The sequence below is a fragment of the Arthrobacter sp. N1 genome (assembly GCF_048288285.1).
Lineage (GTDB): Bacteria > Actinomycetota > Actinomycetes > Actinomycetales > Micrococcaceae > Arthrobacter_D.
Genome location: NZ_CP102608.1, coordinates 2,036,156 through 2,062,051, shown reverse-complemented (window position 1 = coordinate 2,062,051; position 25,896 = coordinate 2,036,156). Strand labels below are relative to the sequence as shown.

The window sequence follows — 25,896 nt, the reverse complement described above, 5'->3', positions numbered from 1 at the left end:
GGTGAATGGCCGTGAAGGACCCACGGGTGGATCGGCCTGGACGCCTCTGGATACTGCTGAAACTTTTGTAAGCCTACTTCTTAATACCTGGGCGGGTCACTCGGGATTCCGGGAGCGCGCCCTCTTGTCCACCCGATGCCGTGCCCTCTGGTCCGCCCAATACCGCGCACGGTCGGTGTGGTCCAGTAGATTGGGGAAGTCCTACCCCACCTGGAGATCCTGACACCGTGCATCTGAAGAGTCTAACCGTGCGAGGGTTCAAGTCTTTCGCTTCGGCGACCACCTTCGACTTCGAGCCGGGCGTCACCGCCGTCGTCGGGCCGAACGGTTCCGGCAAGTCGAACGTCGTCGACGCGCTGGCCTGGGTGATGGGGGAGCAGGGGGCCAAGACCCTGCGCGGCGGCAAGATGGAGGACGTGATCTTCGCCGGCACCTCGGGCCGCGCGCCCCTCGGCCGGGCCCAGGTCTCGCTCACGATCGACAACGCGGACGGCGCCCTGCCCATCGAGTACGCCGAGGTCACCATCTCCCGCACGCTCTTCCGTGCCGGCGGATCCGAGTACGCGATCAACGGCAAGAACTGCCGCCTCCTCGACATCCAGGAGCTCCTCTCCGACTCCGGGTTGGGCCGTGAGATGCACGTGATCGTGGGGCAGGGGCAGCTGGACCGCGTCCTGCACGCCACCCCGGAGGACCGGCGCGGCTTCATCGAGGAGGCTGCCGGGATCCTCAAGCACCGGAGGCGTCGCGAGAAGACCGTGCGCAAGCTGGACGCCATGCAGGCCAATCTCGCCCGGCTGACGGATCTCACGGGGGAGCTCCGGCGTCAACTGACCCCCCTCGGCAAGCAGGCGGAGGTGGCCAGGCGGGCCCAGCAGGTGCAGTTCGCCGTCCGCGACGCACGGTCCCGCCTGCTCGCCGACGAGCTCGTGACCCTGCGGTCCGGCTTCGAGCGCGACGTCGCCGCGGAGGCGGCTCTGCAGGCACGCCGCGAGGAGGTCGAGGTGCAGCTCGCGGCCGGTCGGCAGCGCCAGGCCACCCTCGAGCAGGCGGCCGCCGCCGCCGTGCCCGCCCTCAACCGGGCGCGCGAGACCTGGTACGCACTCTCGAGTGCGCGCGAGAAGCTCGCCGCCCTCGCCGCACGCGCCGAGGACCGCGGTCATCTGCTGGGCCAGGGCGGCGCGGACTCCGACACCGGGCGCGATCCGGACCAGCTCGACCGCCAGGCCGAACGCCTCCGCGCGGAGGTGTCCGCCCTGGAGTCCGAGGTGGTCGACCTGGGGCGCGCGCTCGAGGAGACGCTCGCTGCCCGGCGCGCTGCCGAAGACGCCTCCGCCGCCGAGGATGCACGGCTCGCGCGGCTCCTGAGGGCTGCCGCGGATCGCCGGGAAGGCGACGCCCGGCTCGCGGGGACGGTCGGAGCCGCGCGGTCCCGGGTCGAGTCGGCCGTCGCGGAACTCGGACGCCTGCGTGCGTCCATTGCCGGGGCGGAAGAACGCCGCCGCACCGCCGAACGCGACTTCACCGCCCTGGAGGGCCAGGTCGCCGGTGAGGAGGAGGGGGAGGAGGGGCTCGACGCCGAGTACGAGGAGGCCTCCGCCGTCCTCGATACCGCCGCCCGCGAGCTCGAGGTGCTGGTCGATCAGGAGCGCACCGCGGAGCGCGGACGTGGGGCTCTCGCTGCGCGTCTCGAGGCGCAGCGCGAGGGTCTGCGGCAGCGCGACGGGTCGGGCGCGCTCCTCGCGGCCGGCCTCGATGACGTGCACCGGCCGCTCGGCGAATTCCTCCAGGTGGCGCCCGGCTTCGAGAAGGCGGTGGTCGCGGCGCTCTCCGGCGCGGCGGACGCGGTCACTGTCGGGAGCCTCGACACGGCCCTGCGTGCACTCACCCTGATGAAGGACGACGACGCCGGCCAGGTGTCGCTCGTCGTCGCGCCCGGATCCGGGGGTGCCACCCGGTCGGGAGCGCGCCCGCCGCGACCGGACGCGACGACGGGCCCGGAGGTGCCTCCCGCCGGCGTCGCGGCACTCGACGTCGTCGAGGTGCCGCCGGCCCTCCACTCCGCACTGGGGCACCTGCTGCGCGGCGTGCTCGTGGTGCAGGACCTCGAGGCCGCCGGAGTGGCTGTCAGGGAGGGGCTCGCCGACGTCGCCGTGACCCTCGAGGGCGACGTCCTCTCCGAGCACACGGCCCGGGGAGGGACACCCGGAGCCGCAGGCTATGTGGAACTGCGCGCTGCCGCCGAGGAGACCGAGCAGGGGCTCGCACGGGTCATCGCCGAGGCCGAGAGGCTGCGCTTCCGCCTGTCCGCGGCGCGGAGCACGCAGCAGGAGGCCCAGCAGCGCGTCGACGCCGCTCTCGAGCGGCTGCACGAGTCGGACGCGCGGATGGCCGCCGTCGCGGAGAAGCTGGGTCAGCTGAACGCCGCCGTCCGCTCCGCCTCCGGTGAGGGGGACCGCCTGACCGCGCTCGTCCGTGCGGCCGAGGCCGACCTCGAGCGTGAGGAGGCACGGCTCCGGGAGGCGGCCCAGCGGCTGGAGGACCTGCAGCGGCAGCCGGTGGAGGCCGAGCCGCCGACCGGACAGCGCGACGCCCTGCAGCGGGCCGCCGTCACCGCCCGCCAGGGCGAGCTGGAGGCACGGCTGGCCCTCCGGAGCCGGGAGGAGCAGCTCTCCGCCCTGGCCGGCCGGGCCGCGTCGCTCGAGCGTGCGGCGCAGTCGGAGCGGCGGGCCCGCGAGCAGGCGGCGGAGAAGGCGAGGATCCGGAGGGCGCAGGCGCTCAGGGCCGCCGCCGTCGCCCGGGCGGCCCGGCGGGCCGAGCACCACGCCGTGGCCTCCATCGCCGTTGCCGCGAACCAGCGCGACACCGCCGAGCGGCTGCGCGAGCAGCAGGACACCGAGCTGCAGGAGGTGCGGGAGAGGAACGCCGGGCTCGCCGTCGAGCTCGGCCGTCTCACCGATTCCGTGCACCGCGACGAACTCGCGCGCACGCAGCAGCGGCTCCGGATCGAGGCCCTCGAGAACCGCTCCATCGAGGAACTCGGGCTGACGCCGGACCACCTGGTGGACGAGTTCGGGCCCCACCTGCCCGTACCCGAGGACACCACCCCGGCCACCGACAAGTGGGCGGCCCTCCGGGCGCCGGTCGACGACGACGGCAAGACCGTCCCCGCGGGCGTCCCGTACGTGCGCGAGCAGCAGGAGAAGAGGCTCAGGCGCGCCGAACGCGACCTCGCGGCGCTCGGCAAGGTCAATCCGCTGGCCCTCGAGGAGTTCGCGGCGCTGGAGGAGCGCCACCAGTTCCTCAGTACGCAGCTGGCTGACCTGAAGGCGACGCGCAAGGACCTGCTGGACATCATCCGCGAGGTCGACGAGCGCGTGGAGCAGGTGTTCACCGCCGCGTACCGGGACACCGCCGAACAGTTCGAGCGCGTCTTCGCGACCCTGTTCCCCGGCGGCGAGGGTCGCCTCGTCCTCACGGATGCGGCGGACATGCTCACGACCGGGATCGAGGTCGAGGCGAGGCCCGCCGGCAAGAAGATCAAGCGCCTGTCCCTGCTCTCGGGTGGTGAGCGGTCACTGACCGCCGTCGCGCTCCTCGTCGCGATCTTCAAGGCCAGGCCCTCGCCGTTCTACGTGATGGACGAGGTGGAGGCCGCCCTGGACGACACGAATCTCGGCCGGCTGATCATGATCTTCCGTGAGCTCCGGGAATCGAGCCAGCTGATCATCATCACGCACCAGAAGCGCACCATGGAGGTGGCGGACGCGCTCTACGGGGTGACGATGCGCGGCGACGGCGTGTCCACCGTCATCAGCCAGCGGCTCGCGGCGGAGGTGGAGCGGGTCCTCGACTGACCGCGGGGTCCTCCACTACCGGACACCGCCGCCCGCCGTCGCGGGTGCGTCCGGACCGGCGGCGGCCGGCCGCGGAAGCGTCTCGCGGGCACCGACCCACACCGCCGCCGCCACGAGGGCCAGCACGCCGGTCACGAGGAAAGCCGCCTCGTAGGAGCCGACGAGGAGTCGGTCGATGACCACCCCGGCGACGATCGGGCCGACGATGGCGCCGAGGTCCGAACTCATCTGGAACGCGGCCAGGACCTTGCCGCCGCTGCGCCCGTTGCCGATCACGTCCGCGACCGCCGCCTGCTGCGCCGGGTTGAGCAGGCCCGTCCCGATCCCGCCCACCACGCAGATGCCCAGGAAGACGACGACGTTCCCGGACAGGCCGAGGGCGGCCATCGCGGCGCCGTTGACGATCAGCCCGGTGATCACCAGCGGCTTGCGACCGATGCTGTCGGCGAGGCGTCCCGAGACGGTGAGCGAGAGGGCCGTGCCGGCGGCGAAGAAGGCGAGGGAGGTCCCGGCGATCTCCGGCCCGGCGTTCAGCACCGCGGACGCGAAGAGCGGCACGAGCGCCATCCTGATGCCGAAGGACGACCACCCGTTGGCGAAGCTCGAGACGAGGGCGGCCCGGTACCCCGAGTGCGCGAGGGCCTCGCGGACCGTGAGGGGCGCCTGGTCCCGGGCCGCCCTGCGCTCGGCCAGCGACGTCCCCTTCAGCTGGAAGAAGACCACCGCCGAGGCGACCAGCAGCGCACCCGCGTAGACGAGGAAGGGCACGCGGAGCCCGAACCTCGCGAGGACCCCGCCGAGGATCGGGCCCCCGATGCTGCCGAGCAGGAAGGCGGTCGCGTAGGCGCCGGACACACGGCCGCGGATGGAGGGCGGGGCGAGCCTGACGATCAGGCCCATCGCCGACACCGTGAACAGGGTGGAACCGATGCCGCCGAGGCCACGGAAGACCAGGAGCTGCCAGTAGTCGCCGGCGAAGGCGCATGCGGCGGTGGAGAGGGCGACGATCAGCAGTCCGACGATGTACACGGGCCGCTCGCCGAGGCGTTCCACGAGCCACCCGCCGGCCGGTGCGAAGACCAGTCGCGTGAAGGCGAAGGCGCTGACGATCACTGCTGCGGCCGTTACCCCGACGTCGAAGCTGCGGGCGAACTGCGGCAGGATCGGCGCCACCAGGCCGAAGCCGATGGCGATCACGAAGGCCGCGGCGATGAGCACCCGGATCTCCCGCGGGATGCGCTCGCGAGGGGGACCGTCGTCGTTCCCCCTCTTCCTGCCCCGGGGGACGATGCTGAACGAGGGGCGATTGCGCGCGCGAGGGGATCCGGCCATGGTCCTCGCATTCTGTCACCGCCCGTGGCCTGATGCTCAATCGGCCGCAGGAGCATCCCCTGCGGCCCCAGGGACCGTGTGAGAAGGTGGATCAGTGAACGAGATCCTCCTGCCTGTCATCTTCGTCGTCCTCGCGCTCGCCGTGATCGGGTCGGTCGCCGCCGTCCTGGTCCGCGGCCGCCGCACGCCGCCCGGCCTGTACTCCTCGCCGCGCGATCCCGATGACCAGCCCCTCGCCGGTGCGCACGGTTCGACGTCGACCGACGTGCTCGACCGCCCCGACGGCGTCACCACGGACGTCCTCGTCCCCGACGACCTCAGCGGCCTCGAGGACACCCCCGCCGGCCCGAGCCTCGACACCGTCGACCCGGTGCAGGGTCGCCTGGCCCGCCTCCGCGCCCGGCTGGTGCGCTCCAACAACGCGCTCGGCAAGGGACTGCTGGCCCTGCTGTCGAGGGACAGGATCGACGAGGACGTGTGGGACGAGGTCGAGGAGACCCTCCTCATGGCCGATCTCGGCACCGAGCCCACCATGGAACTCGTCGACGCCCTCCGCGAGCGGGTGAAGGTCGCCGGCAGCAGGGACCCCGCCGAGGTCAAGGACATGCTCCGGGAGGAGCTGGTGAAGCTGGTCGACCCGTCGATGGACCGGTCCCTCGCGACGCAGCGCCACGCCGACCGTCCGGCCATCGTGATGGTCGTAGGAGTGAACGGCGTCGGGAAGACGACGACCGTCGGCAAGCTCGCCCGCGTCCTCGTGGCCGACGACAAGGACGTGCTCCTCGGAGCGGCGGACACCTTCCGTGCCGCCGCCGCGGAGCAGCTGGCCACCTGGGGTTCACGCGTCGGCGTGCCGACCGTCAAGTCCGACGTCGACGGAGCCGACCCCGCGTCGGTCGCCTTCGAGGCGGTCAAGGCCGGGATCGACCAGGAGGTCGACGTCGTCCTGATCGACACCGCAGGGCGCCTCCAGAACAAGGTGGGCCTGATGGACGAGCTCGGCAAGGTCAAGCGGGTGATCGAGAAGCAGGGCACGGTGGACGAGGTCCTGCTGGTGCTCGACGCGACGACCGGCCAGAACGGCCTGAGCCAGGCCCGGGTCTTCGCGGAGGTCGTGAACATCACCGGGATCGTCCTCACCAAGCTCGACGGCACCGCGAAGGGCGGCATCGTCGTCGCCATCCAGCGGAGCCTGGGTGTCCCGGTCAAGCTGATCGGCCTCGGCGAAGGTGCGGACGACCTCGCCCCCTTCGACGCCGAGGCCTTCGTCGACGCGCTCCTGAACTGAGGCAGCGGGCCCGCGACGACCGCCCCGCCGGGAGCGGTCGGCAGTGCTGAAATGTTCCTGAAACATGCGCGTCACGCGTCTTTTACGTGCGTGAGACTGATGTAACCTGCCCGCAATGCGCGGCCCCAGGGACGGAAACACGGCCACCCCATTCTTGAGGGGCGGGAAGTACCCGCCCCTTTGGAAGGATCGTGTTTGATGGATCTGACAGCAGGCCACGTCTGGGTGATGGTCTCCGCCGCCCTCGTTCTCCTCATGACCCCCGGCCTCGCCTTCTTCTACGGCGGGATGACGCGCGCCAAGGCCGCCCTGAACATGATGATGATGAGTTTCATCGCCGTCGGACTCGTGGGTGTCGTCTGGGTCCTCTGGGGCTACTCGATGACCGGCGGTGACGGCGTCGCCCAGCTCTTCGGCAACCCGTTCGCGTCCTTCGGCCTCACCAGCCTCCTCGGCACCGAGGACCTCATCGGCGCCGGCTACGGCGCCACCTTCGCCATCATCACCGTCGCGCTGATCAGCGGTGCCATCGCCGACCGTGCGAAGTTCGGTGCCTGGACGATCTTCGTCCCCATCTGGGTCACGGCCGTCTACTGCCCGCTCGCCTTCATGGTGTGGGGCGGAGGCCTCCTCAGTGCGGACGGAGCCGTCGGTGGAGCCGTGGGCGAGGCCGTCGACTTCGCCGGTGGGACCGTGGTGCACATCAGCGCCGGCGTCGCCGCGCTCGTCCTCGCCCTGATCCTCGGCAAGCGCCAGGGCTTCGGCAAGGACCCCGCACAGCGCCCCCACAACATCCCCTTCGTCATGCTCGGCGCAGCGCTCCTCTGGTTCGGCTGGTTCGGGTTCAACGGCGGAGCGGCGGGCTCGGCCGAGGAGGCCGGCCTCATCTGGATCAACACGATGGCGGCTCCCGCAGCGGCGATGGTCGGCTGGCTGATGACGGAGCGCATCCGTGACGGACGCCCCACCTCCCTCGGGGCAGCGTCGGGCATCGTCGCCGGCCTGGTGGCCATCACGCCGGCCTGCGCCAACGTCAGCCCGGTCGGTGCCGTCGGCCTCGGCCTCGTCGCCGGTGCCGTCTGCGCCCTCGCCGTCGGCCTCAAGTACCGCCTCGGCTTCGACGACTCGCTCGACGTCGTGGCCGTCCACCTCGTCGCGGGGATCCTCGGCACGCTGGCCATCGGCTTCATCATGCTTCCCGTCGACGGCGAGGGTGGTGGCCTGTTCTACGGTGGTGGCGCAGCCCAGCTCCTCGCGCAGGTCGTCGCCGCTGCCATCGCGATCGCCCTCTCGGCGGTCATGACCGCGATCATCGGTCTCGCGATCCACAAGACGATCGGCTTCCGTATCAGCGGGGAGAACGAGGTGTCCGGCGTGGATCTCTCGGAGCACGCGGAGACCGCCTACGAGTTCGGCGGCCTGGGGGTCGGCGGGTCCTTCCACCCGTTCGCGGAGCAGATGTTCGCCCGGCCCGCACAGCAGCCGGCTGATGCCCAGCCCGACCGGCAGTCCACGCAGCAGAACGTCACGGAAGGCGTCCATTCATGAAACTGGTGACAGCGATCGTCCGTCCGGACAAGCTCGACGGCGTCCGGGGAGCTCTCGAGAACTACGGTGTGCAGGGTCTCACCGTCAGCCAGGCCAGCGGCTACGGCCGCCAGCGCGGCCACACCGAGGTCTACCGCGGTGCGGAGTACACCGTCGACCTCCTGCAGAAGGCACGCGTCGAGGTCCTGGTGGCGGACGCCTGGGTCACCGACATCGTCGACGTGCTGGTCTCCACGGCGAACACCGGCCGCGCCGGTGACGGCAAGGTGTGGGTGATCCCGGTCGAGGAGGCGGTCCGGGTCCGCACGGGCGAGCGGGGGGACGCGGCCCTGTAGGCCGTCCCGGAGGCTCCGGCCCCCATCGACCGACAGACAGACAGACAGACAGATAGACAGACAGACAGGAGGAGGGCCACCCGATGGGGTGGCCCTCCTCCTGTCTGTGCTCCCTGCGGGTCCTGTGGGCTCCGTGGGCCTTCCGTGTGCTGCGAGTGGCGGGTGCCGGTCAGGCCCGACCGTGCGACGACGGCCAGTCCTCGGGCCCGGCCGATCCGGCCGTGTACTCCTCGAGCGGCACGCGGTTCTCGGCCCAGGCCTTCAGGACTGGCTCGACGATCCGCCAGCAGTCCTCGGCGGTGTCGCCGCGGACCGAGAGTGTCGGGTCGCCCGCCAGCACGCCGTCGAGCACCTCACCGTAGGGGAGCAGATCGGTCTCGTTGAGGTCCGCGCTGAGCGTGGCGCGGTCCAGCGAGAAGATGTCACCCGGGCCGTTGACGTCCAGTTCCAGCTGCAGCGTGTCGGGACCGAAGCCGATCCTCAGCTTGGTGGGTGCGTCCTGCCCGGTGAACCCCAGCGGCAGGTGGCTGACCGGCCGGAACGTGATCACGGCTTCCTTGCGCTTGGCCCCGAGCGCCTTCCCCGAGCGCAGGATGAAGGGCACGCCCGACCACCGCTCGTTGTTGATCGACACCGTCACCTCGGCGAGCGTCTCCGTGTTCTTCGAGGGGTCCACACCCGGCTCCGCCGTGTAGTCGGGGATGGAGCGGTCCCCGATCGTGCCGGCGGTGTAGCGGGCGCGTCGGCTGCTCGCCGGGCTGTCGAGGTCCACGGTGCTCGCCCGCAGGATGGATCCGATGTGGTCGCGCAGGTCGCGCTCGTGCAGGGTGGACGGCGCGTTGAGCGCGAGGAGGGCCATCACGTGGACGAGATGGCTCTGGATCATGTCACGGAGTGCGCCGGCGCCGTCGTAGTAGCGCGCCCGGTTCTCCAGGGCGAGGTCCTCGTCGAAGATCACCTCGACCTTCTCGATGTGCAGGTTGTTCCACACCGGCTCGAGGATCCGGTTCGCGAAACGCAGGCCCAGGATGTTGAAGACCGTCGCCTTGCCGAGGAAGTGGTCCACGCGGTGGATGTTCTGCTCCGGGACCAGCCGGGCGAGCTTCTCGTTGAGTCGGTGCGCGCTGGCCTGGTCGGTGCCGAAGGGCTTCTCCATGACGAGGCGGGTGCTCTTGGGCAGCGAGTCGGGGCCGAGCGCGCTGCACGCCAGCTGGCTGACCGCCGGAGGAAGGGCGAAATAGACGGCGACCGGGCCCTCGAGCGTGTGGACGAGGTCGGCCAGGCCGTCCTTCGTGACGTCGAGGAAATGATAAGAGCTGCGGTCCCGCACGTCCTGGAGCGCCGCACGGCCGGCGTCGTCGGCCTTCTCCATGGCGGTCGCGAAGGCCCCGTCGATCCGCTCGCGCCAGTGCGCGTCCGTCCAGTCGTCGGAACCCGCCCCCACCAGGGTGAGCCCGTCGCCGCGTCGCATGCGGATGAGCCGCGCGAGGCCGGGGAGGAGGAGCCGCCCGGTCAGATCCCCGGACGCTCCGAGGATCAGCAGGGTCCGCACGCGGGTGTCGGCTTCTGCGGGGATGGAATCGTGTTCTGCGAGCGAGTGAGTGTCCACGCCTTCACTGTGCCACTTATCCCTGCGTGTGTCCCGCTCCCGGAGGGGGCGCCGGGACTTGCGCGCCGCGCCGGGCCACGGCCCCTGTGCGGGCGGTGCTGCCCGGTCGCCAGTTGATACCCTAGGGAGTTGAGTCTCCCTGTCCCCCGATGAAAGTAGTTCACGGCACGTGTTCAATTCACTCTCCGACCGGCTGACTGCGACCTTCAAGAACCTGCGCGGCAAGGGCCGCCTCACCGAGGCGGACATCGACGCGACGGTGCGTGAGATCAGGCGGGCACTGCTGGACGCCGACGTCGCCGTCCCGGTGGTCCGGGCGTTCACGTCCGCCATCAAGGAACGCGCCCTCGGGCTCGAGGTCTCGCAGGCACTCAATCCCGGCCAGCAGATCGTCAAGATCGTCAACGAGGAGCTCGTGGGGATCCTCGGCGGCGAGACGCGCCGCATCCGTCTCGCGAAGAACCCGCCGACGGTCATCATGCTCGCGGGGCTGCAGGGTGCGGGTAAGACGACCCTCGCCGGCAAGCTCTCGAAGTGGCTCAAGGGCCAGGGGCACAGCCCCCTCCTCGTGGCGTGCGACCTCCAGCGGCCCAATGCGGTCCGGCAGCTCCAGGTCAACGGTGAGCGCGCCGGTGTCCCGGTGTACGCACCGCATCCCGGCGTCAGCTCCGAGTTCGAGTCCGCCACGGGCGATCCCGTCGCCGTCGCACGCCAGGGCATCGCCGAGGCGCGCGCCCGCCTGCACGACGTCGTGATCGTGGACACCGCGGGCCGCCTCGGCGTCGATGCCGAGCTGATGCAGCAGGCTGCGGACATCCGTGAGGCCGTCACGCCGGACGAGGTCCTCTTCGTCATCGACGCGATGATCGGCCAGGACGCGGTCAACACGGCGCTCGCCTTCAACGAGGGCGTGGACTTCACCGGTGTGGTCCTGACCAAGCTCGACGGCGACGCCCGCGGTGGTGCCGCGCTCTCCGTCGCCTCGGTCACCGGCAAGCCGGTCATGTTCGCCTCGACGGGCGAGGGCCTCGACGACTTCGAGCTGTTCCACCCGGACCGCATGGCTTCGCGCATCCTCGACATGGGCGACATCCTCACGCTCATCGAGCAGGCGGAGCGGTCCTGGGACAAGGACGAAGCCGCCCGGATGGCGAAGAAGTTCTCCGACCAGGAGGACTTCACGCTCGACGACTTCCTCGCCCAGATGCAGCAGATCCGCAACATGGGCTCCATGAAGAAGATGCTCATGATGATGCCCGGTGCGGCGAACATGCGCGAGCAGCTGGAGAACTTCGACGAGCGCGAGATCGACCGCGTCGAGGCGATCGTCCGTTCGATGACCCCGCACGAGCGTGTGGCCCCGAAGATCATCAACGGCTCGCGCCGCGCGAGGATCGCCCGCGGCTCCGGCGTGCACGTGTCCGAGGTCAACGGCCTGCTCGAACGGTTCACGCAGGCCCAGAAGATGATGAAGAAGATGGCCTCCGGCGGCGGTATCCCGGGGATGCCGGGCATGGCGGGCCCGGGCGGATTCGGTGGCCCGCGGAAGACCAAGGCCGCGGCTGCCAAGGGGAAGAAGAAGCCCCGCTCGGGCAACCCGGCCAAGGCTGCGCTCGAGGCGCAGGAGGCGGAGCAGCGACGGGCCGCCGCGCGTGCCGCTGCGCCGACCGGGGCGGCCTTCGGAGGCGGCCAGCCGGACTTCGACCCGTCGGCGATGAATCTCCCGAAGGGCTTCGAGAAGTTCCTCGGGAAGTAGCCGCCGCGGTGCTGGCCGGCCGGTGCCCGAGCGGTGGGGTCGCGGCGTGACGGGCGGTGAGCGCGTGGTGTTCGTGCACGGCGCCGGGTCCTTCGGCGCCGCGGCGTGGCCCCGGCAGCACGGTCTGTCGCTGGACTTCGACTGCCTGTACGTCCGGCGGCACGGCTTCTCCGCGACGGAGGAGCCGCTGCCGACCGACCATGCCCGTGACCAGGCGATCATCGCGGAAGCCCTCGGCGCGGGCGGACACGTCGTCGCGCACGCGCAGGGCGCCGTGGCCGCGATGATGCTGGCGGTCGAGCGGCCCGACCTCGTCCGGACGCTGACGCTCGTGGAACCCGCCTGCTTCTCGCTGACCGCGGATCTCCCGGCCACGTCCGCCCACATCGCCCTGATGGCGCCGCTGTTCGCCGCCCGGCACCCCGTGTCGGACGAGGAATTCAGCAGGAGCCTCTTCCGCCGAACCTTCTCGGCCGAGGCGGGAACGGCCGACACCACCGAGGGAAGGCGGGGCGCAGCGCGCCTGCGGCTGCAGAGCCCGCCGTGGGAGGCGCCGCTGTCGATCGTGCCGGGTGTTCCGACGTCCGTCCTCACCGGCGGCTGGGAACCGCTCTACGAGGAGGTCGCGGACTATCTCGCCGGGACCGGAGCGATCCACCGCCAGGCACCGGGCGGTCACCGCCCCCACGATTCCGAGGACGGAGCCGCGCTCGTCCGGTCCTTCCTGCGGACGGGGCAGGACACGGCGGCATGAGTCCGGACGACGGCGGCTACCTCCACCTCACCGGGACCGTGCTGCTCTCACCCACCCGGACGGTCCGCGACGTCTACGTCCGGGACGGTCGATTCACCTTCGCACGTCCTTCCGGCCGGCCGGCGCGCGTGCTCGAGGGGTGGGTGCTGCCCGGTCTCGTCGACGCGCACTGCCACGTGGGCCTCGACGGTCGCGGCCTGGTGCCCGACGACGTCGCCGAACGCCAGGCCCTGGCGGACCGCGATGCGGGGACGCTGCTGATCCGTGACGCGGGCGTGGTGAACGACACCCGGTGGATCCAGCAGCGCGAGGACCTGCCGCGCCTGGTCCGCGCAGGCCGGCACGTGGCGCGGACGCGGCGCTACTTCCGCGACTACGCCGTCGAGGTGGAGCCGGAGCATCTGGCTGCCGCGGTGGCGGAGCAGGCCCGGCGCGGGGACGGCTGGGTCAAGATCGTGGGGGACTGGATCGACCGCGGCCTGGGTGATCTCGCCCCCGCCTTCCCACCGCGGGCGATCCGCGAGGCCGTCGACGCCGCCCACGCCGAGGGTGCGCGGGTCACGGCCCACTGCTTCGCGGCGGAGACCCTCGACGCCATGCTGGATGCGGGGATCGACTGCATCGAGCACGCGACCGGCATGCTGCCCCGGCACGTGCCCCGCTTCGTCGAGCAGCGGGTCGCGATCGTGCCCACCCTGATCAACATCGACACCTTCCCGGCGATCGCCGACGGGGCCGCCGCCAAGTACCCCGACTACGCCGCGCACATGCGCACCCTGTGGGGTGGTCGTCACGCGATGGTGCGGCGGGCCTTCGACGCCGGGGTCCCGGTCTTCGCGGGGACGGACGCGGGAAGCGTCATCGCCCACGGACGCCTGCCGGACGAGGTCGCGGCCCTTGCCGCCGCGGGCCTCGGACCCGTGGCCGCGCTCGATGCCGCCTGCTGGTCGGCCCGGACGTGGCTGGGCTTCCCCGGGATCGAGGAGGGTGCCGCCGCCGACGCCGTGATCTGTGCCGCTGATCCGCGGGTCGATATCGGGACGCTGGCAGCGCTCCGCGCGGTGGTGTTGCGCGGCCGCGTGGTCGACCGGGGCCCCCGGGAATAAGTTGAAGCTTCAAGTAGCTGTAGGGGGGTACAGCCAGATGAAGGAGTAACCGATGCCGGACCTGCTACCCACCGACACCACCATGGGCACGCTGACCCTCAGGGTCGGCGACCTCGCCGCGATGTCCGCCTACTACAGGGTGGCCCTCGGGCTCGCCGTGATCGAGGACGGTATCGACGCCGTCGTCCTCGGTCGGGCGGGACGGGCCGTCCTCCGGCTCGAACACGCGGGACACCTGCGCCTCCCGCCGCCCGGCCAGGCGGGGCTCTTCCACACCGCGCTCCTCTTCGACGACCGCGCGGACCTCGCCGCCGCGGTCGGGTCGGCGGCACGGCATCCGCAGAGCTCCTACGTGGGCAGCGCGGACCACCTCGTCAGCGAGGCCTTCTACTTCACCGATCCGGAGGGCAACGGGATCGAACTCTACGTCGACCGCCCGCGGGAGGCCTGGGCCTGGACGCAGGACGGGACCGGGCACCGGACGGTGGTCATGGACAGCCTTCCGCTCGCACCCCGCGCCTATCTCGAGCAGCACCTGACCGAGGACGCCGTGTCGGAGGCCGCATCGAGGAATGCCGCCGTCGGGCATGTTCACCTGCAGGTGGGGGACGTCGCGACGGCCGAGCACTTCTACGTCGACGTGCTCGGCTTCGAGCGGACCGCAGGGTGGCACGATCAGGCGCTGTTCGTCTCCGCGGGCGGCTACCACCACCACATGGCCATGAACGTCTGGAACAGCAGGGGCGCAGGTCCCCGCCGGGACACGCTCGGATTGGGCGAGGTGCTCATCCGCGTCCCCGGCGCCGACGAGGTCTCGGCGCTGGCCGACCGCCTCGTGCACGCGGGCATCACGAGCCGGCACACGGGGGAGGAGTTGCGCTTCGAGGATCCCTGGCGGAACCAGCTGCGCGTGGCCGTCGGCGCCGACCCTGCCGGAATCGCCTAAAGCACGGCGCATCTGGCATAATGGAGCCGTACTCGATCCGTGCAGCCCCTCTCTCTGTGCGCATTGTGTCCTCTGAACCCCCATGAATGGCCCGCCCCACGGGAGCAGGATGACGGGTTCGCCCCTTTTCGTTAACAAGGAGTGACCACACAAGTGGCCGTAAAGATTCGCCTCAAGCGCATGGGCAAGATCCGCGCACCGTTCTACCGTGTCGTCGTCATGGATGCACGCTCCAAGCGTGATGGCCGTGCCCTCGAAGAGATCGGCAAGTACAACCCCACCGAGGAGCCCTCGTTCATCGAGATCAACTCCGAGCGTGCGCAGTACTGGCTCGGCGTCGGCGCGCAGCCGACCGAGCAGGTCTCCGTGCTCCTCAAGATCACGGGTGACTGGCAGAAGTTCAAGGGACTCAAGGGCCAGGAAGGCACCCTGCGGACCAAGGCACCGAAGGAGACCTTCGTCGCTCCCGAGAAGGGCTCCGTGATCGTCCCCGAGGCCATCACGCCGAAGGCGAAGAAGAACGACGACGCCGCCGCGGAAGCGACCGAGGCAGAGTAAGTTGCTGGCCGACGCTCTGGAGCACCTCGTCCGCGGCATCGTCGACAACCCTGACGACGTCAGGGTCTCCGCGAAGAACAACCGTCGCGGCGAGACCCTGGAGGTCCGCGTGCACCAGGAGGACCTGGGCCGCGTGATCGGCCGTCAGGGCCGCACCGCCCGCGCCCTGCGCACGGTGGTCGCAGCGCTTGCCGACGGCGAGCCGGTCCGCGTCGACGTCGTCGACACGGACCGCCGCCGGGGCTGACCCGGAGCTTCACAGCGTCACGACCGGCCCCACCACCAGGACATGGTGGTGGGGCCGGTCGCATGTCACACCCTTTTCACGCCGCTACCGGCACGAGAGCAGGAGCACCACCATGGACGTACTCGTCGCGAGGATCGGGAAGCCGCACGGCATCAGGGGCGAGGTCACGGTCCAGCTCTTCACCGATGCCCCCGAGGACCGGTTCGATGCCGGTGAGACCTTCCGGGTCGAGGGTGCCGCCGTCGCCGAACTGACCGTGGCGAAGGCGCGCTGGAACAAGGACATCCTGATCGTCGCCTTCGAGCAGGTGGCCGACCGGAACCAGGCCGAGACCCTGCGCGGTGCCCAGCTGTTCATCGACACCACCGGCGCCGGGGACGAGGACGACGACGCCTGGTACGAGCACGAACTCGTCGGGCTCGACGCCCGGGTGGACGGTGTCTCGGTGGGGAAGGTGACCGCCCTGCGCACCCTGGCGGTCCAGGACCTCCTCGTCGTCGAACTCGCCGACGGTCACGAGGCGTTCGTGCCGTTCGTCGGCGACATCGTCCCCGAGGTGAACACCGAGCACGGCTTCATCGTCATCGTGCCGCCGGCCGGTCTCTTCGACCTGAACACGCCGGGGTCGAACCAGGCGCCCGACGACGGCGACGACGTCGCGGACGGTGTGACGGCCAGCGACACCGGCGAGGCACGCGACTAGTGCGCATCGACGTCGTCTCCATCTTCCCGGAGTACCTGGCCGCACTCGATCTCTCGCTGATCGGCAAGGCCCGGCAGGACGGCGTCCTCGACGTGCGCGTCCATGACCTGCGCACCTTCACGACCGACCGGCACCGGACGGTCGATGACACGCCCTACGGCGGGGGCGCCGGCATGGTGATGAAGGCAGAGCCCTGGGCGCAGGCGCTGGAGTCCGTGCTGGCGGCGGCACCGGCGTCGCAGCACAGGCCCACCCTGATCGTCCCGTCGCCCGCCGGGGCCGTCTTCGACCAGGCCATGGCGCACGAACTTGCGGGCCTCGAACACCTCGTCTTCGCCTGCGGCCGGTACGAGGGCATCGACGAGCGAGCGATCGACTGGGCCCGGGACGGCTTCGACGTCCGTCCGGTCTCCCTCGGCGACTACGTGCTCAACGGCGGTGAGGTCGCCGTCCTCGCGATGGTCGAGGCCGTCGGTCGGCTCATCCCGGGTGTGGTCGGCAACCCCGAGTCCCTCGTCGAGGAGTCCCATGCCGACGGACTGCTCGAGTACCCCGTCTACACGAAGCCGTCGTCGTGGCGGGGCCGGGACATCCCCGAGGTGCTGCTCAGCGGGAACCACGCGAGGATCGCGCGGTGGCGCCGGATGGAGCAGTTCCGGCGGACCGCCGACAGGCGACCGGACCTCCTCGGGGACATCGACGCGACGTCGCTGCCGGCAGCGGACCTGAAGGCACTGCGGGAGGCGGGGTTCGTCGTCGTCGGAGGCCGTCTCATGCGCCCTCCGCATTAGTGGTTGGCGGGCGGCCTGTGGAAGAATGGTGATTCGTGTCCACTGGGCCGGACCCTGCCACAGGGGGCGTCCGGCCAACAGTCGCACACCGGCCACCGAAGCATCGGATCGGCCGGGACAACCTCTTCGGCGGCATTGCCCGGACCCCGTCCCGTCCTTGACCGCCGTGACCCACGTGAGTGACCTGTGGCGTTCACCAGGAGTACGACAATGCACATTCTCGATTCCGTCGACGCCGGATCCTTCCGCGACAACGTCCCCGACTTCCGCGCCGGTGACACCGTCAACGTCCACGTCAACATCATCGAAGGCAAGAACACCCGTGTTCAGATCTTCAAGGGCTTCGTCCTCGGCCGCCAGGGTGATGGCATCCGCGAGACCTTCACGGTCCGCAAGGTGAGCTTCGGCGTCGGCGTGGAGCGTACGTTCCCCGTCCACAGCCCCGTCCTCGACAAGATCGAGGTCGTGTCCAAGGGCGACGTCCGCCGCGCCAAGCTCTACTACATGCGCGAGCTGCGCGGCAAGGCAGCCAAGATCAAGGAGAAGCGCGACCCGAAGACGGTCAAGTAACTCCCTGACAGTGCATGAAGACCCTGCTTCCCGACCCCCGGTCGGAGAGCACCCGGAACGCCGGCCCCATCGTGTGGGCTGGCGTTTCGTGTTCTCCGCCGTCGTCGTCGCCGCCCTGATCACCGGACTGGTCCGCGCCTTCCTGATCGACGTCTACTTCATCCCGTCGGCCTCGATGGAGCCGCTGCTCACCGAGGGGGACCGCGTCCTCGTCGGCAAGCTCCACGACACGCGCGGGGAACTCCGCCGGGGCGACGTCGTCGTCTTCGACGGCCGGGGATCCTTCGACCCGATCACGGACCCGCGATCCCTCCCGGAACGGATCGTGGCGGGTGCCGGCCAGTGGCTGGGACTCTCGGGCAGCGACACCGTGTACGTGAAGCGGATCGTCGGGGTCGCGGGGGACCACGTGGTCTGCTGCACGGCCGACGGCCGGATCAGCGTGGACGGGAACGGGATCGACGAGCCGTACGTCTATCCGGGGGATGCGGCGAGTGAGCAGCCGTTCGACGTCGTCGTCCCCGAGGGGCGCGTCTGGCTCCTCGGCGACCACCGCTCCGCGTCCATGGACTCGAGGTCCCTGCTCGGCGCGCCCGGTGGTGGCCTCGTCTCCGAGGATCGGATCATCGGCAGGGCCTTTCAGCTAGTCTGGCCACTCGACCGGTTCGCGCCGATCGAGCGCCACGTCGGCTGAGGTGGGCAGCACTGCGGCGCTGACGCCGCCCAGGCAGTAACGCATCCGGGCGCGCAGCCGCCGGAATCACGACCACGAAGGACATCAGCACATGGCACGGAGCTTCCGCAGGAAGTCGGCTTCGGGGGCCGAGGCACCCGCAGCACACCCCTTCGACCCGGACGCACCGCAGACGTCCGAGGACGGCGCCGGGCGCCCACGGGCGAAGAAGGAGGCCGATCGCGGTGTCGGTGCCTGGCTGAAGGAGATCGCGACGATCGTCGTCATCGCCCTGGTGCTCTCCTTCCTCATCAAGACCTTCCTCTTCCGTGCGTTCTTCATCCCGTCGGGCTCCATGGAGGAGACCCTGGAGATCGACGACCGCATCTTCGTCAACCAGCTCGTCCCGCAGCCGTTCGACCTCCAGCGCGGGGACATCGTCGTCTTCCGTGATGCCGAGGGATGGCTGCCCCCGCAGACCCAGACGCAGGTGAGCTGGTTCAAGGAGGCCCTGATCTTCATCGGGCTCGCCCCGGACGAATCCCAGCAGCACCTCGTCAAGCGCGTCATCGGCCTCGCCGGCGATCACGTCATCTGCTGCGATGCCCAGGGCCGTATCACCGTCAACGGCGAGCCGCTCGACGAGCCCTACCTCTTCCCGGGAGCCAACCCGTCGGACGTGCCGTTCGACGTCGTCGTGCCCGAGGGCAAGGTCTGGGTCATGGGGGACCACCGCAACGCCTCGGCCGATTCGCGGGCGAACCGTGACAAGCCGGGCGAGGGCTTCGTGAGCGTGGACGAGATCGAGGGCAAGGCCGCGGTCATCGCGTGGCCACTCAACAGGATCGGCTTCCTCGGCAACCATCCCGAGGTCTTCGACGGCATCCCCGAGCCGGAGGCCGCGGCCCGGCCCACTCCCGCAGCACCCACGCCCTCGGGACCATGACCGCAGCGCGCAGGAAGCGCACCGCGGCCCCGAACCTGACCTTCGAACGGACCTTCGGTGAGCAGGGGCACCGCTTCGTCGCCGGCTGCGACGAGGTGGGCAGGGGAGCGTTGGCCGGGCCGGTGTCCGTCGGCATCGTCGTCGTGGACCTGCACTCCGTCGCCGGCCTGAGGGGCGTCCGGGACAGCAAGCTGCTCGCTGCCGCCGAGCGCGAGGCGCTCGTGCCACGCATCCGGCGCTGGGCGGTCGCTTCCGCCGTCGGTCACGCCTCCGCTGCCGAGATCGACTCCCTCGGGTTGATGAGCGCGCTGCGCACCGCGGGTAGCCGTGCGTGGGACGGGGTGCTCCGGATCGTGTCTCCCGACGTCGTCGTACTCGACGGCAACCACGACTGGCTGTCCGCGCGGCAGCAGGAACCCCTGTTCCTGACGGACGAGGGCGCCCCTCCCGTGGAGGCCCCGGGATGCACTGCCCCCGTGCACACGAGGATCAAGGCCGACCTGACCTGCCTCAGCGTTGCGGCGGCCAGTGTCCTGGCGAAGGTCGAGCGGGACGCGTACATGGTGACGCTGTCCGGCGATCATGCTGCCTTCGGCTGGGACGTCAACAAGGGCTACGCCACCGAGGCCCACCGGGCGGCGATCGACGCCGTCGGGCCCACCGGGTTCCACCGCAGGACCTGGCGGCTGGGCAACCTGGAGCGCGTTGGCGCGTCGACCACGGAGAGTGGGGGATGATGGTCCGATGAGTGCCGAGGATCTTGAGAACTACGAAACCGACATGGAGCTCCAGCTCTACCGCGAGTACCGGGACGTCGTGGGGCTCTTCAGCTACGTGGTGGAGACGGAGCGCCGGTTCTACCTGGCGAACAACGTGGACCTCCAGGCGCGGTCGGCCGACGGCGAGGTCTACTTCGACCTCACGCTGCAGGACGCGTGGGTGTGGGACGTGTACCGTTCCGCCCGCTTCGTGAAGAACGTCCGCGTCATCACCTTCAAGGACGTCAACGTCGAGGAGCTGACGAAGTCGGACGACATCGCGCTCCCCAAGGACGGGACGCTCGGCAACTGACCCGTTCCCCGGCGTTCCTTCCTGCCCTCCCCTCCTGCCGTCTGGGGGTCCGGTGTCGAGTGGTTGATGTCGGGACCGCGATCTCCGTCGCCTGGCGCCTTCGCCCTGATTCCCCCGCGGCTCGTCCATCGGGTCGGCGATCCGGTACGGCGTCCGGCTCAGGGGGTGAGTTACTCAGGGGGTGAGTCCATCCTCCTCGGCGCTGCGGGAGAAGGTGTCCTCGCCGTCGTCCGGGACGGATGCGGCCTGCTCCAGACGGTCCGCCTCCGATCCACCCGTCCCGCCGCCGTCGATGCCACCTCCGGCCGTGGCGTCGTCCGGATGCGCCGGTGTTCCCTGGTCCTGCCGGTCTGCCTCCGATCCGCCGGTTCCGGCGTCCGCGATGGTGCCGGACGCCGTCGGGGCGTCCGGGAGCGCCGGTGTCCGCTGGTCCTGCCGGTCTGCCTCACTACCGCTGAACTCTGACATCGACGCCTCCTCGGCTCTCGTGTGTCGGCATCCATGGAGGCCGCTGGCCTTCCACCGTACGAGAGGCAGCGATGCGGGGGCCAGTACTTCCCGCTGCCGGGATGGTGTCCCCGTGGACACCGGTTCCCTCGACGTCCGCAGATCGGGCACGGCGTGATTCCTCCGTTGTCCACATAGGGCATCCCACCCGGCTGTCGTCCTCCCGCTGCCCCGAAGCTGGGGAGGGAGGTGATCGCCATGGTGGCGAAGGATCAGTTGGGCCGCCGCGGAGAAGCGACGGCGGCGCGATATCTGGAACATGCAGGACTGCGGATCGTGGACCGGAACTGGCGTTGTCCGGTCGGCGAGATCGATCTCGTGGCCGTGGACGGTTCCACGCTCGTGATCGTCGAGGTCAAGACGCGCAGCTCGGACGATTTCGGGCAACCGCTCGAGTCGATCACGGCGAGCAAGCTCGAGCGGCTGTATGTCCTTGCGTCCCAGTGGGCCCGGGCGCACAACCAGCGCTTCAGTGGCTTCCGCATCGATGCGGTGGGCGTTCTCGACGACGGGAGCGGTGACCCGCGCATCGAGCATGTCCGGGCGGTGATCTGACCGTGCTCGGTCGGACCTACGCAGTGTCCCTGGTCGGGATGAACGGGCACATCGTCGAGGTCGAGGCGGACATCGGGCAGACTCTTCCGGCGTTCGTGCTCCTCGGACTTCCCGATGCGTCCCTGAACGAGGCGAAGGATCGAATCCGTGCGGCAGCCCGCAACGCCGGTGTCCCCCTCAGCAGGCGCAAGATCACCGTCAACCTCATCCCGGCGTCCCTGCCGAAGCGGGGATCGTCCTTCGACCTGGCGATCGTCATGGCTGCACTCGCTGCGGCAGGAGATGTGCGGGGTTGCGGCACGACGGTCTTCATCGCGGAACTGGGACTCGATGGACAGCTTCGTCCCGTGCGCGGGATGCTGCCTGCGGTGATGGCCGCCGTCGACGCCGGCTACCGCAGCATCGTGGTGGCTGCGGAGAACGAGGCAGAGGCGGCTCTCGTCCCGTCGGCGGAGGTCAGGTCGTTCCACACCCTCAGGTCAGTGGCCGCGTGCTTCGGCGCGGACGTCGAGGGCGAGGACCCCGCCGAAGCAGCGCCCCGGGATCCGGTCGCTGTCCCCACCGCGCAGCCCGTGCTCCCGAAAGACCTGTCCGACATCGCCGGACAGGTGGAGGCCCGGTTCGCTCTGGAGATCGCCGCGGCGGGAGCCCATCACCTCCTGATGGTGGGTCCTCCGGGCGCGGGCAAGACGATGCTCGCCGAGCGGTTGCCGGGTATCCTGCCCGATCTGGAGGACGATCACGCGATGGAGGTGACGGCCATCCACAGCCTGAGCGGTGAGCAGCACTGTGCGGAGCTGGTCCGGAAGCCGCCCTTCGAGAGCCCGCACCACACGGCGACACCGGCGTCGATCATCGGTGGCGGGAGCGGCATCCCCAGGCCGGGCGCGGCGTCCAGAGCCCACCGCGGCATCCTCTTCCTCGATGAGGCGCCGGAGTACGAGCGCCGCGTGCTCGAAGCGCTCAGGGAGCCGCTCGAGAGCGGTCGCCTCGTCCTCCATCGCGCCTCCGGCACTGCCTCCTACCCCGCCCGATTCCAATTGGTACTCGCCCTGAACCCCTGTCCGTGCGGACTCGCCAACGGGAAGGGAATCGACTGCCTGTGTACGGCGCAGCAGCGACGCCGGTACTTCAACCGGTTGTCCGGACCGCTCCTGGATCGTGTCGACCTCCAGGTGGTCGTGCAACGCGTGAGTCTCGCGGACCACGCGGACGGGGCGCCGTCCGAGGCTTCGTCTGTGGTGGCGGCTCGGGTGGCCGAGGCACGAGCTGCCCAGCGCGCCCGGTTGGGCCGATGGAGCTATGCGACGAACTCGGAGGTGCAGGGCCGCATCCTGCGCGGCGAGCTCGCGCTTCCGCGCAGGGTGACGGCGCCCCTGGACCGGGCGCTCGATCGTGCCCTCGTCAGTGCGCGTGGCTGGGATCGTGTGCTGCGGGTGGCGTGGACCATCTGCGACCTCAGCGGCCGCGGGAGCCCTGATGCGGACGACGTCGTCACCGCCCTGGGGTTCCGACTTCACGAGCGTGCCGCGTGAGCGCGCCCGTCTCGGCCGCGGTTCAGGCGCGGGCTGCCCTGTCGAGATTGTTCGAGCCGTCCGATACGGTCGGGCTCGGGCTGGCGGCTGTGGTGGGTGCCGTCGATGCCCTGCGGATCGCCCGGAGGGAGCTCAGGGCCGGGCGCGAGATCCGAGCACAGCTCTACGACCTCCTGGACCTGACGGAGCACGGGAGCCGCGACCACCTGCAGGAGGGGTTGGACCGGTGGGCGCCTCGCCTCGCCGACCTCGCGCCCGACCGCGATCTGGCGACTCTCGCGCGCCTCGGGGGTCGTCTGGTGACACCGGAGTCGGGGGAGTGGCCCGGCGCGCTGGACGATCTGCAATCAGCTGCTCCTCTGTGTCTGTGGGTGCGCGGCCGGCCTGAGATTCCCGACCGCCGTCGGCTGGCGGCCGTCGTCGGATCGAGGGACAGCACCTCCTACGGAGCGTCCGTGACGGCGGACCTGGCCGCCGGTCTCATCACGCGCGGGTACTCGGTGGTGTCCGGTGGTGCCTACGGGATCGATGCCCAGGCTCACCGCGCCGCGCTCGCCTCGGGGGACGGTGACGGGTTTCCGCCGACCGTCGCCGTTCTCGCCTGCGGCATCGACCGCTACTACCCAGCAGGGAATGAGGAGCTTCTGCGCGTCATTGCAGAACGGGGACTACTCATCTCGGAGGTGCCTCCCGGGAGTTCGCCGACGAGGTGGCGGTTCCTGCAACGCAACCGGCTGATCGCTGCACTGAGCGGGGTGACGGTTGTCGTCGAAGCCCGCTGGAGGTCCGGCGCCCTGAACACGGCCCATCATGCGGCCGGCCTGGGGCGCCCTGTCGGGGCTGTGCCAGGGTCGGTGCACTCGGCCAATTCGGCGGGGTGTCACCGCCTGCTGAGGGACGGTACGGCAGTCTGCGTGACCGATGCGGCCGACGTCGCCGAGCTCGCAGGGCCCCTCGGCAGCCTCCCGACGGGGGATCGCACGCGTGAGGCGGCGACGCCCGCGAAGGAGCAGGACGGGCTCGCCATCCCCGATCTGCTGGTTCTGGACGGTCTTCCGGTTCGTGCGTCGACGACGGTCGACAAGCTGGCCGTCGTAGCGGGGCTGTCCGCCCGGGAGGTGATGGGCGGACTCGGTCGGCTCGAACTCGCAGGGCTCGCCGTGAGGACGCCGGAGGGGTGGCGCCGGCAGAAGGCCTGAACTGTTGCGGACCGCTGTCCCTGCTGCCCTCCTGAGTGGATACCACAGGTGTCCGTCGCACGAGCCCCGATGAACCCCCAAGCACCCGCATGAACGCACCTGAAGGAGATCCTGATGTCCGAAACCCGGTCCACCGGTCCGCGGAAACCTGCCGGGAGACGGGACGTTCGCTGGTACCTCGACGTCGACAGTCCCGTCGGCACACTACGCATCGTGGTCGACAGTGAAGCTGTCATCGGTCTGTATCACGGAGAGCACGTGCCGCGTCCCACCGCGGAGGTCCTCGGACACCCGGCGTCGGTGCCGCCCGACCCACCAGTAGATGTGCCATGCGGTCACGTGATGCCCCCGTCAGCTCCGACGGCGGGCGACGACGCAGTCGGCGAGCGGGGCCGTCCCATCGCAGCAGCGGGGGAGAGCGTCGTCGTGGTTTCGGACGCGTCACGGCGACTCCTGGTGCGGACGGCCGGTGAGCTCCGGGAGTACTTTGCAGGAAGTCGGCGACGGTTCGACGTCCCCGTCGTGCTGCGGGGCACCGCGTTCCAGTGTTCGGTGTGGGCCGCCCTGACAGACATCCCCTTCGGCGAGCGTCGCAGCTATCGCGACATCGCCGAGCAGTTGGGCAATGCGAGCATGGGCAGGGCCATCGGAGCGGCGGTGCGAGCCAATCCGGTGTCCATCATCGTGCCCGGACACCGTATCGTCGCCAGTACGGGCGCAGTCGTGGGCTACGCAGCAGGCATCGGCGTGAAGACGGCCCTTCTGGAGCACGAAACGGCCGATCATCCCAGGACCCCTCTTCGTGCGGCTGCACCGGTTGAATCGGGTGAGGCGCAGTAGTGCGGAGGTGCAGGGGGATCGGCAGGGCGCTCCTTCCGGGCGGAACCCTGATCCGGGGAGATACTGGTGACGTGCACAGAGGTGACATGAACAGGGGACACGTGGTCGATGCCGTCGCGAACGGCCCGACCCCGAACTACGCGGTCGAGGCTGACGCCGTCGCGGCCGGTACGGTCACGGACAGCGGGGTCGAGGCCGGCACCGTCGCGAACGACGCTGCCGAGCACCAGGCGGTCGTCGAGTCTCCGGGCGACGCCGCGCATCAGTTCGCCTTCTCCGCCGCGCTGCGGGCGTTCGAGGACTATCTGGCGCTCGAGCGCAACCGGTCCGTTCATACGATCCGGGCCTATCTGAAGGATGCCCGCCTCTTCCTCAGCCACGCGCAGCAGGCCGGCGTCACGAGCCTCGGCCAGCTCGAGCTCCGCCACTTCCGGAGCTGGCTGGGCGTGCTCGACGACACAGGGTTGGCTCGCTCGACCCTGGCCCGGCGCGCGGCATCCGTCCGGACCCTCATGGACTGGGCGGTGCGTGAAGAACTGGTCCCGGCCAATCCGGCCCTCCGGCTCCGTGCGCCCAAGCGCAGCAGCGCGCTGCCCGCGGTCCTCAGCCATTCCCAGGCACAGAGCTTGTTCGAGGGGCCGGTATCGGACGCCGGTACTGACGCCGGCCTCCTGCAGCGCCGTGCCATCCTCGAGGTGTTGTACGCCACCGGGGTCCGCGTCGGCGAACTGGTGGGGATCGACATCGACGACGTGGACACGGGGCGCCGTACCCTCGTCGTCACCGGCAAGGGCGACAAGCAGCGGACAGTTCCGTACGGCGAGCCCGCCGGTAACGCGATCGAGGCGTGGCTGCGCCACGGCCGTCCGCAATGGATCAGCCCGGCGAGCGGACCTGCCCTGTTCCTCGGCAGGCGGGGAGGGCGGATCGACCAGCGGTCGGTCCGAAGCCAGGTGAAGGAGGCGCTCGATGCGCTCGATGACACGGCAGCCCGAGGCCCCCATGCCCTGAGGCATACTGCGGCGACCCACCTGCTCGACGGCGGGGCCGACCTCCGCGCCGTGCAGGAACTGCTCGGGCACTCCAGCCTCGCCACCACGCAGCTCTACACCCACGTCTCGGTCGATCGACTCCGACGCAGCTACGAGCAGGCTCATCCGCGCGCCTGAT

The 25,896-nt window shown here is 70.4% G+C and carries 25 protein-coding genes; 22 read left to right on the top strand and 3 right to left on the bottom strand.

Features of this window, described 5'->3' with window-relative positions:
* The first annotated feature begins 227 nt into the window (after nt 1-227).
* Nucleotides 228-3,857, top strand: coding sequence for a chromosome segregation protein SMC (gene smc, locus NVV32_RS09430; protein ID WP_422389974.1), 3,630 nt, complete (start codon nt 228-230; stop codon nt 3,855-3,857).
* A 15-nt stretch (nt 3,858-3,872) separates the two neighbouring features.
* Here smc and NVV32_RS09425 read toward each other — a convergent pair whose 3' ends face one another.
* Nucleotides 3,873-5,189, bottom strand: a complete 1,317-nt coding sequence (locus NVV32_RS09425) for an MFS transporter (RefSeq protein WP_422389973.1) — start codon at nt 5,187-5,189, stop codon at nt 3,873-3,875.
* Between the two features lie 94 nt (nt 5,190-5,283).
* Between NVV32_RS09425 and ftsY the strand changes: the two genes are divergently transcribed.
* From ftsY to NVV32_RS09410, 3 genes are all read left to right on the top strand, one after another.
* Nucleotides 5,284-6,477, top strand: coding sequence for a signal recognition particle-docking protein FtsY (gene ftsY, locus NVV32_RS09420; RefSeq protein ID WP_055773299.1), 1,194 nt, complete (start codon nt 5,284-5,286; stop codon nt 6,475-6,477).
* Nucleotides 6,478-6,675: 198 nt separating this feature from the next.
* Nucleotides 6,676-8,025, top strand: coding sequence for an ammonium transporter (locus NVV32_RS09415; protein WP_055773301.1), 1,350 nt, complete (start codon nt 6,676-6,678; stop codon nt 8,023-8,025).
* Nucleotides 8,022-8,360, top strand: a complete 339-nt coding sequence (locus NVV32_RS09410) for a P-II family nitrogen regulator (protein ID WP_055773303.1) — start codon at nt 8,022-8,024, stop codon at nt 8,358-8,360. Before NVV32_RS09415 ends, NVV32_RS09410 begins: the two co-directional genes overlap by 4 nt.
* Nucleotides 8,361-8,529: 169 nt before the next feature.
* Here NVV32_RS09410 and NVV32_RS09405 read toward each other — a convergent pair whose 3' ends face one another.
* Nucleotides 8,530-9,969 (bottom strand): glucose-6-phosphate dehydrogenase, encoded by a 1,440-nt coding sequence (locus tag NVV32_RS09405; RefSeq protein WP_235499041.1) that lies wholly within the window; start codon nt 9,967-9,969, stop codon nt 8,530-8,532.
* A gap of 169 nt (nt 9,970-10,138) precedes the next feature.
* On the opposite strand from NVV32_RS09405, the gene ffh reads away from it, so the two are divergent.
* The 13 genes from ffh to NVV32_RS09340 all read left to right on the top strand — a co-directional run bounded on the left by ffh (nt 10,139) and on the right by NVV32_RS09340 (nt 20,090).
* Complete coding sequence (gene ffh, locus NVV32_RS09400) at nt 10,139-11,725, top strand: signal recognition particle protein (RefSeq protein ID WP_422389972.1); 1,587 nt, start codon at nt 10,139-10,141, stop codon at nt 11,723-11,725.
* Nucleotides 11,726-11,771: 46 nt separating this feature from the next.
* The gene (locus NVV32_RS09395) at nt 11,772-12,479 is read left to right on the top strand and encodes an alpha/beta fold hydrolase (protein ID WP_422389971.1); all 708 of its coding nucleotides are present in this window, start codon (nt 11,772-11,774) and stop codon (nt 12,477-12,479) included.
* Entirely contained in the window at nt 12,476-13,585 is a 1,110-nt protein-coding gene (locus NVV32_RS09390) for an amidohydrolase family protein (protein ID WP_055773307.1), read from the top strand. Before NVV32_RS09395 ends, NVV32_RS09390 begins: the two co-directional genes overlap by 4 nt.
* A 52-nt stretch (nt 13,586-13,637) precedes the next feature.
* Entirely contained in the window at nt 13,638-14,531 is an 894-nt protein-coding gene (locus tag NVV32_RS09385; protein WP_055773309.1) for a VOC family protein, read from the top strand.
* Between the two features lie 153 nt (nt 14,532-14,684).
* Nucleotides 14,685-15,089, top strand: a complete 405-nt coding sequence (rpsP, locus tag NVV32_RS09380) for a 30S ribosomal protein S16 (RefSeq protein WP_055773311.1) — start codon at nt 14,685-14,687, stop codon at nt 15,087-15,089.
* Nucleotide 15,090: 1 nt separating this feature from the next.
* Nucleotides 15,091-15,336 carry an RNA-binding protein gene (locus NVV32_RS09375; protein ID WP_055773313.1) on the top strand — a complete coding sequence of 82 codons (246 nt, stop codon included), beginning with the start codon at nt 15,091-15,093 and terminating at the stop codon, nt 15,334-15,336.
* A 112-nt stretch (nt 15,337-15,448) separates the two neighbouring features.
* Entirely contained in the window at nt 15,449-16,039 is a 591-nt protein-coding gene (rimM, locus tag NVV32_RS09370; RefSeq protein ID WP_055773316.1) for a ribosome maturation factor RimM, read from the top strand.
* A complete protein-coding gene (gene trmD / locus NVV32_RS09365) occupies nt 16,039-16,830 on the top strand; it encodes a tRNA (guanosine(37)-N1)-methyltransferase TrmD (protein ID WP_422389970.1) in 792 nt (263 codons plus the stop codon). The genes rimM and trmD overlap by 1 nt, the downstream gene beginning before the upstream one ends.
* 210 nt (nt 16,831-17,040) lie before the next feature.
* On the top strand, nt 17,041-17,400 hold the full coding sequence (rplS, locus tag NVV32_RS09360) for a 50S ribosomal protein L19 (protein WP_055773319.1): 360 nt from the start codon (nt 17,041-17,043) through the stop codon (nt 17,398-17,400).
* Nucleotides 17,401-17,473: 73 nt separating this feature from the next.
* Nucleotides 17,474-18,094 carry a signal peptidase I gene (gene lepB, locus NVV32_RS09355; protein WP_235499043.1) on the top strand — a complete coding sequence of 207 codons (621 nt, stop codon included), beginning with the start codon at nt 17,474-17,476 and terminating at the stop codon, nt 18,092-18,094.
* Nucleotides 18,095-18,185: 91 nt separating this feature from the next.
* Nucleotides 18,186-19,019: a signal peptidase I gene (lepB, locus tag NVV32_RS09350; protein WP_422389969.1), complete on the top strand. Its 834-nt coding sequence runs from the start codon at nt 18,186-18,188 to the stop codon at nt 19,017-19,019.
* A complete protein-coding gene (locus NVV32_RS09345) occupies nt 19,016-19,756 on the top strand; it encodes a ribonuclease HII (protein WP_422389968.1) in 741 nt (246 codons plus the stop codon). Before lepB (NVV32_RS09350) ends, NVV32_RS09345 begins: the two co-directional genes overlap by 4 nt.
* Nucleotides 19,757-19,763: 7 nt before the next feature.
* Nucleotides 19,764-20,090, top strand: coding sequence for a DUF2469 domain-containing protein (locus tag NVV32_RS09340; RefSeq protein ID WP_055773327.1), 327 nt, complete (start codon nt 19,764-19,766; stop codon nt 20,088-20,090).
* A 174-nt stretch (nt 20,091-20,264) separates the two neighbouring features.
* Here the strand turns inward: NVV32_RS09340 and NVV32_RS09335 are convergent, their stop codons facing one another.
* On the bottom strand, nt 20,265-20,558 hold the full coding sequence (locus NVV32_RS09335; RefSeq protein WP_422389967.1) for a hypothetical protein: 294 nt from the start codon (nt 20,556-20,558) through the stop codon (nt 20,265-20,267).
* 228 nt (nt 20,559-20,786) lie between these two features.
* On the opposite strand from NVV32_RS09335, the gene NVV32_RS09330 reads away from it, so the two are divergent.
* The 5 genes from NVV32_RS09330 (at nt 20,787) to NVV32_RS09310 (ending at nt 25,895) form a co-directional block, all read left to right on the top strand.
* On the top strand, nt 20,787-21,152 hold the full coding sequence (locus NVV32_RS09330) for a YraN family protein (RefSeq protein WP_422389966.1): 366 nt from the start codon (nt 20,787-20,789) through the stop codon (nt 21,150-21,152).
* Between the two features lie 38 nt (nt 21,153-21,190).
* On the top strand, nt 21,191-22,687 hold the full coding sequence (locus NVV32_RS09325; protein ID WP_422389965.1) for a YifB family Mg chelatase-like AAA ATPase: 1,497 nt from the start codon (nt 21,191-21,193) through the stop codon (nt 22,685-22,687).
* Entirely contained in the window at nt 22,684-23,886 is a 1,203-nt protein-coding gene (gene dprA, locus NVV32_RS09320; protein ID WP_422389964.1) for a DNA-processing protein DprA, read from the top strand. Before NVV32_RS09325 ends, dprA begins: the two co-directional genes overlap by 4 nt.
* A gap of 114 nt (nt 23,887-24,000) precedes the next feature.
* The gene (locus NVV32_RS09315; RefSeq protein ID WP_422389963.1) at nt 24,001-24,726 is read left to right on the top strand and encodes a methylated-DNA--[protein]-cysteine S-methyltransferase; all 726 of its coding nucleotides are present in this window, start codon (nt 24,001-24,003) and stop codon (nt 24,724-24,726) included.
* 86 nt (nt 24,727-24,812) lie between these two features.
* Nucleotides 24,813-25,895 carry a tyrosine recombinase XerC gene (locus NVV32_RS09310; protein ID WP_422389962.1) on the top strand — a complete coding sequence of 361 codons (1,083 nt, stop codon included), beginning with the start codon at nt 24,813-24,815 and terminating at the stop codon, nt 25,893-25,895.
* Nucleotide 25,896: the final 1 nt, after the last annotated feature.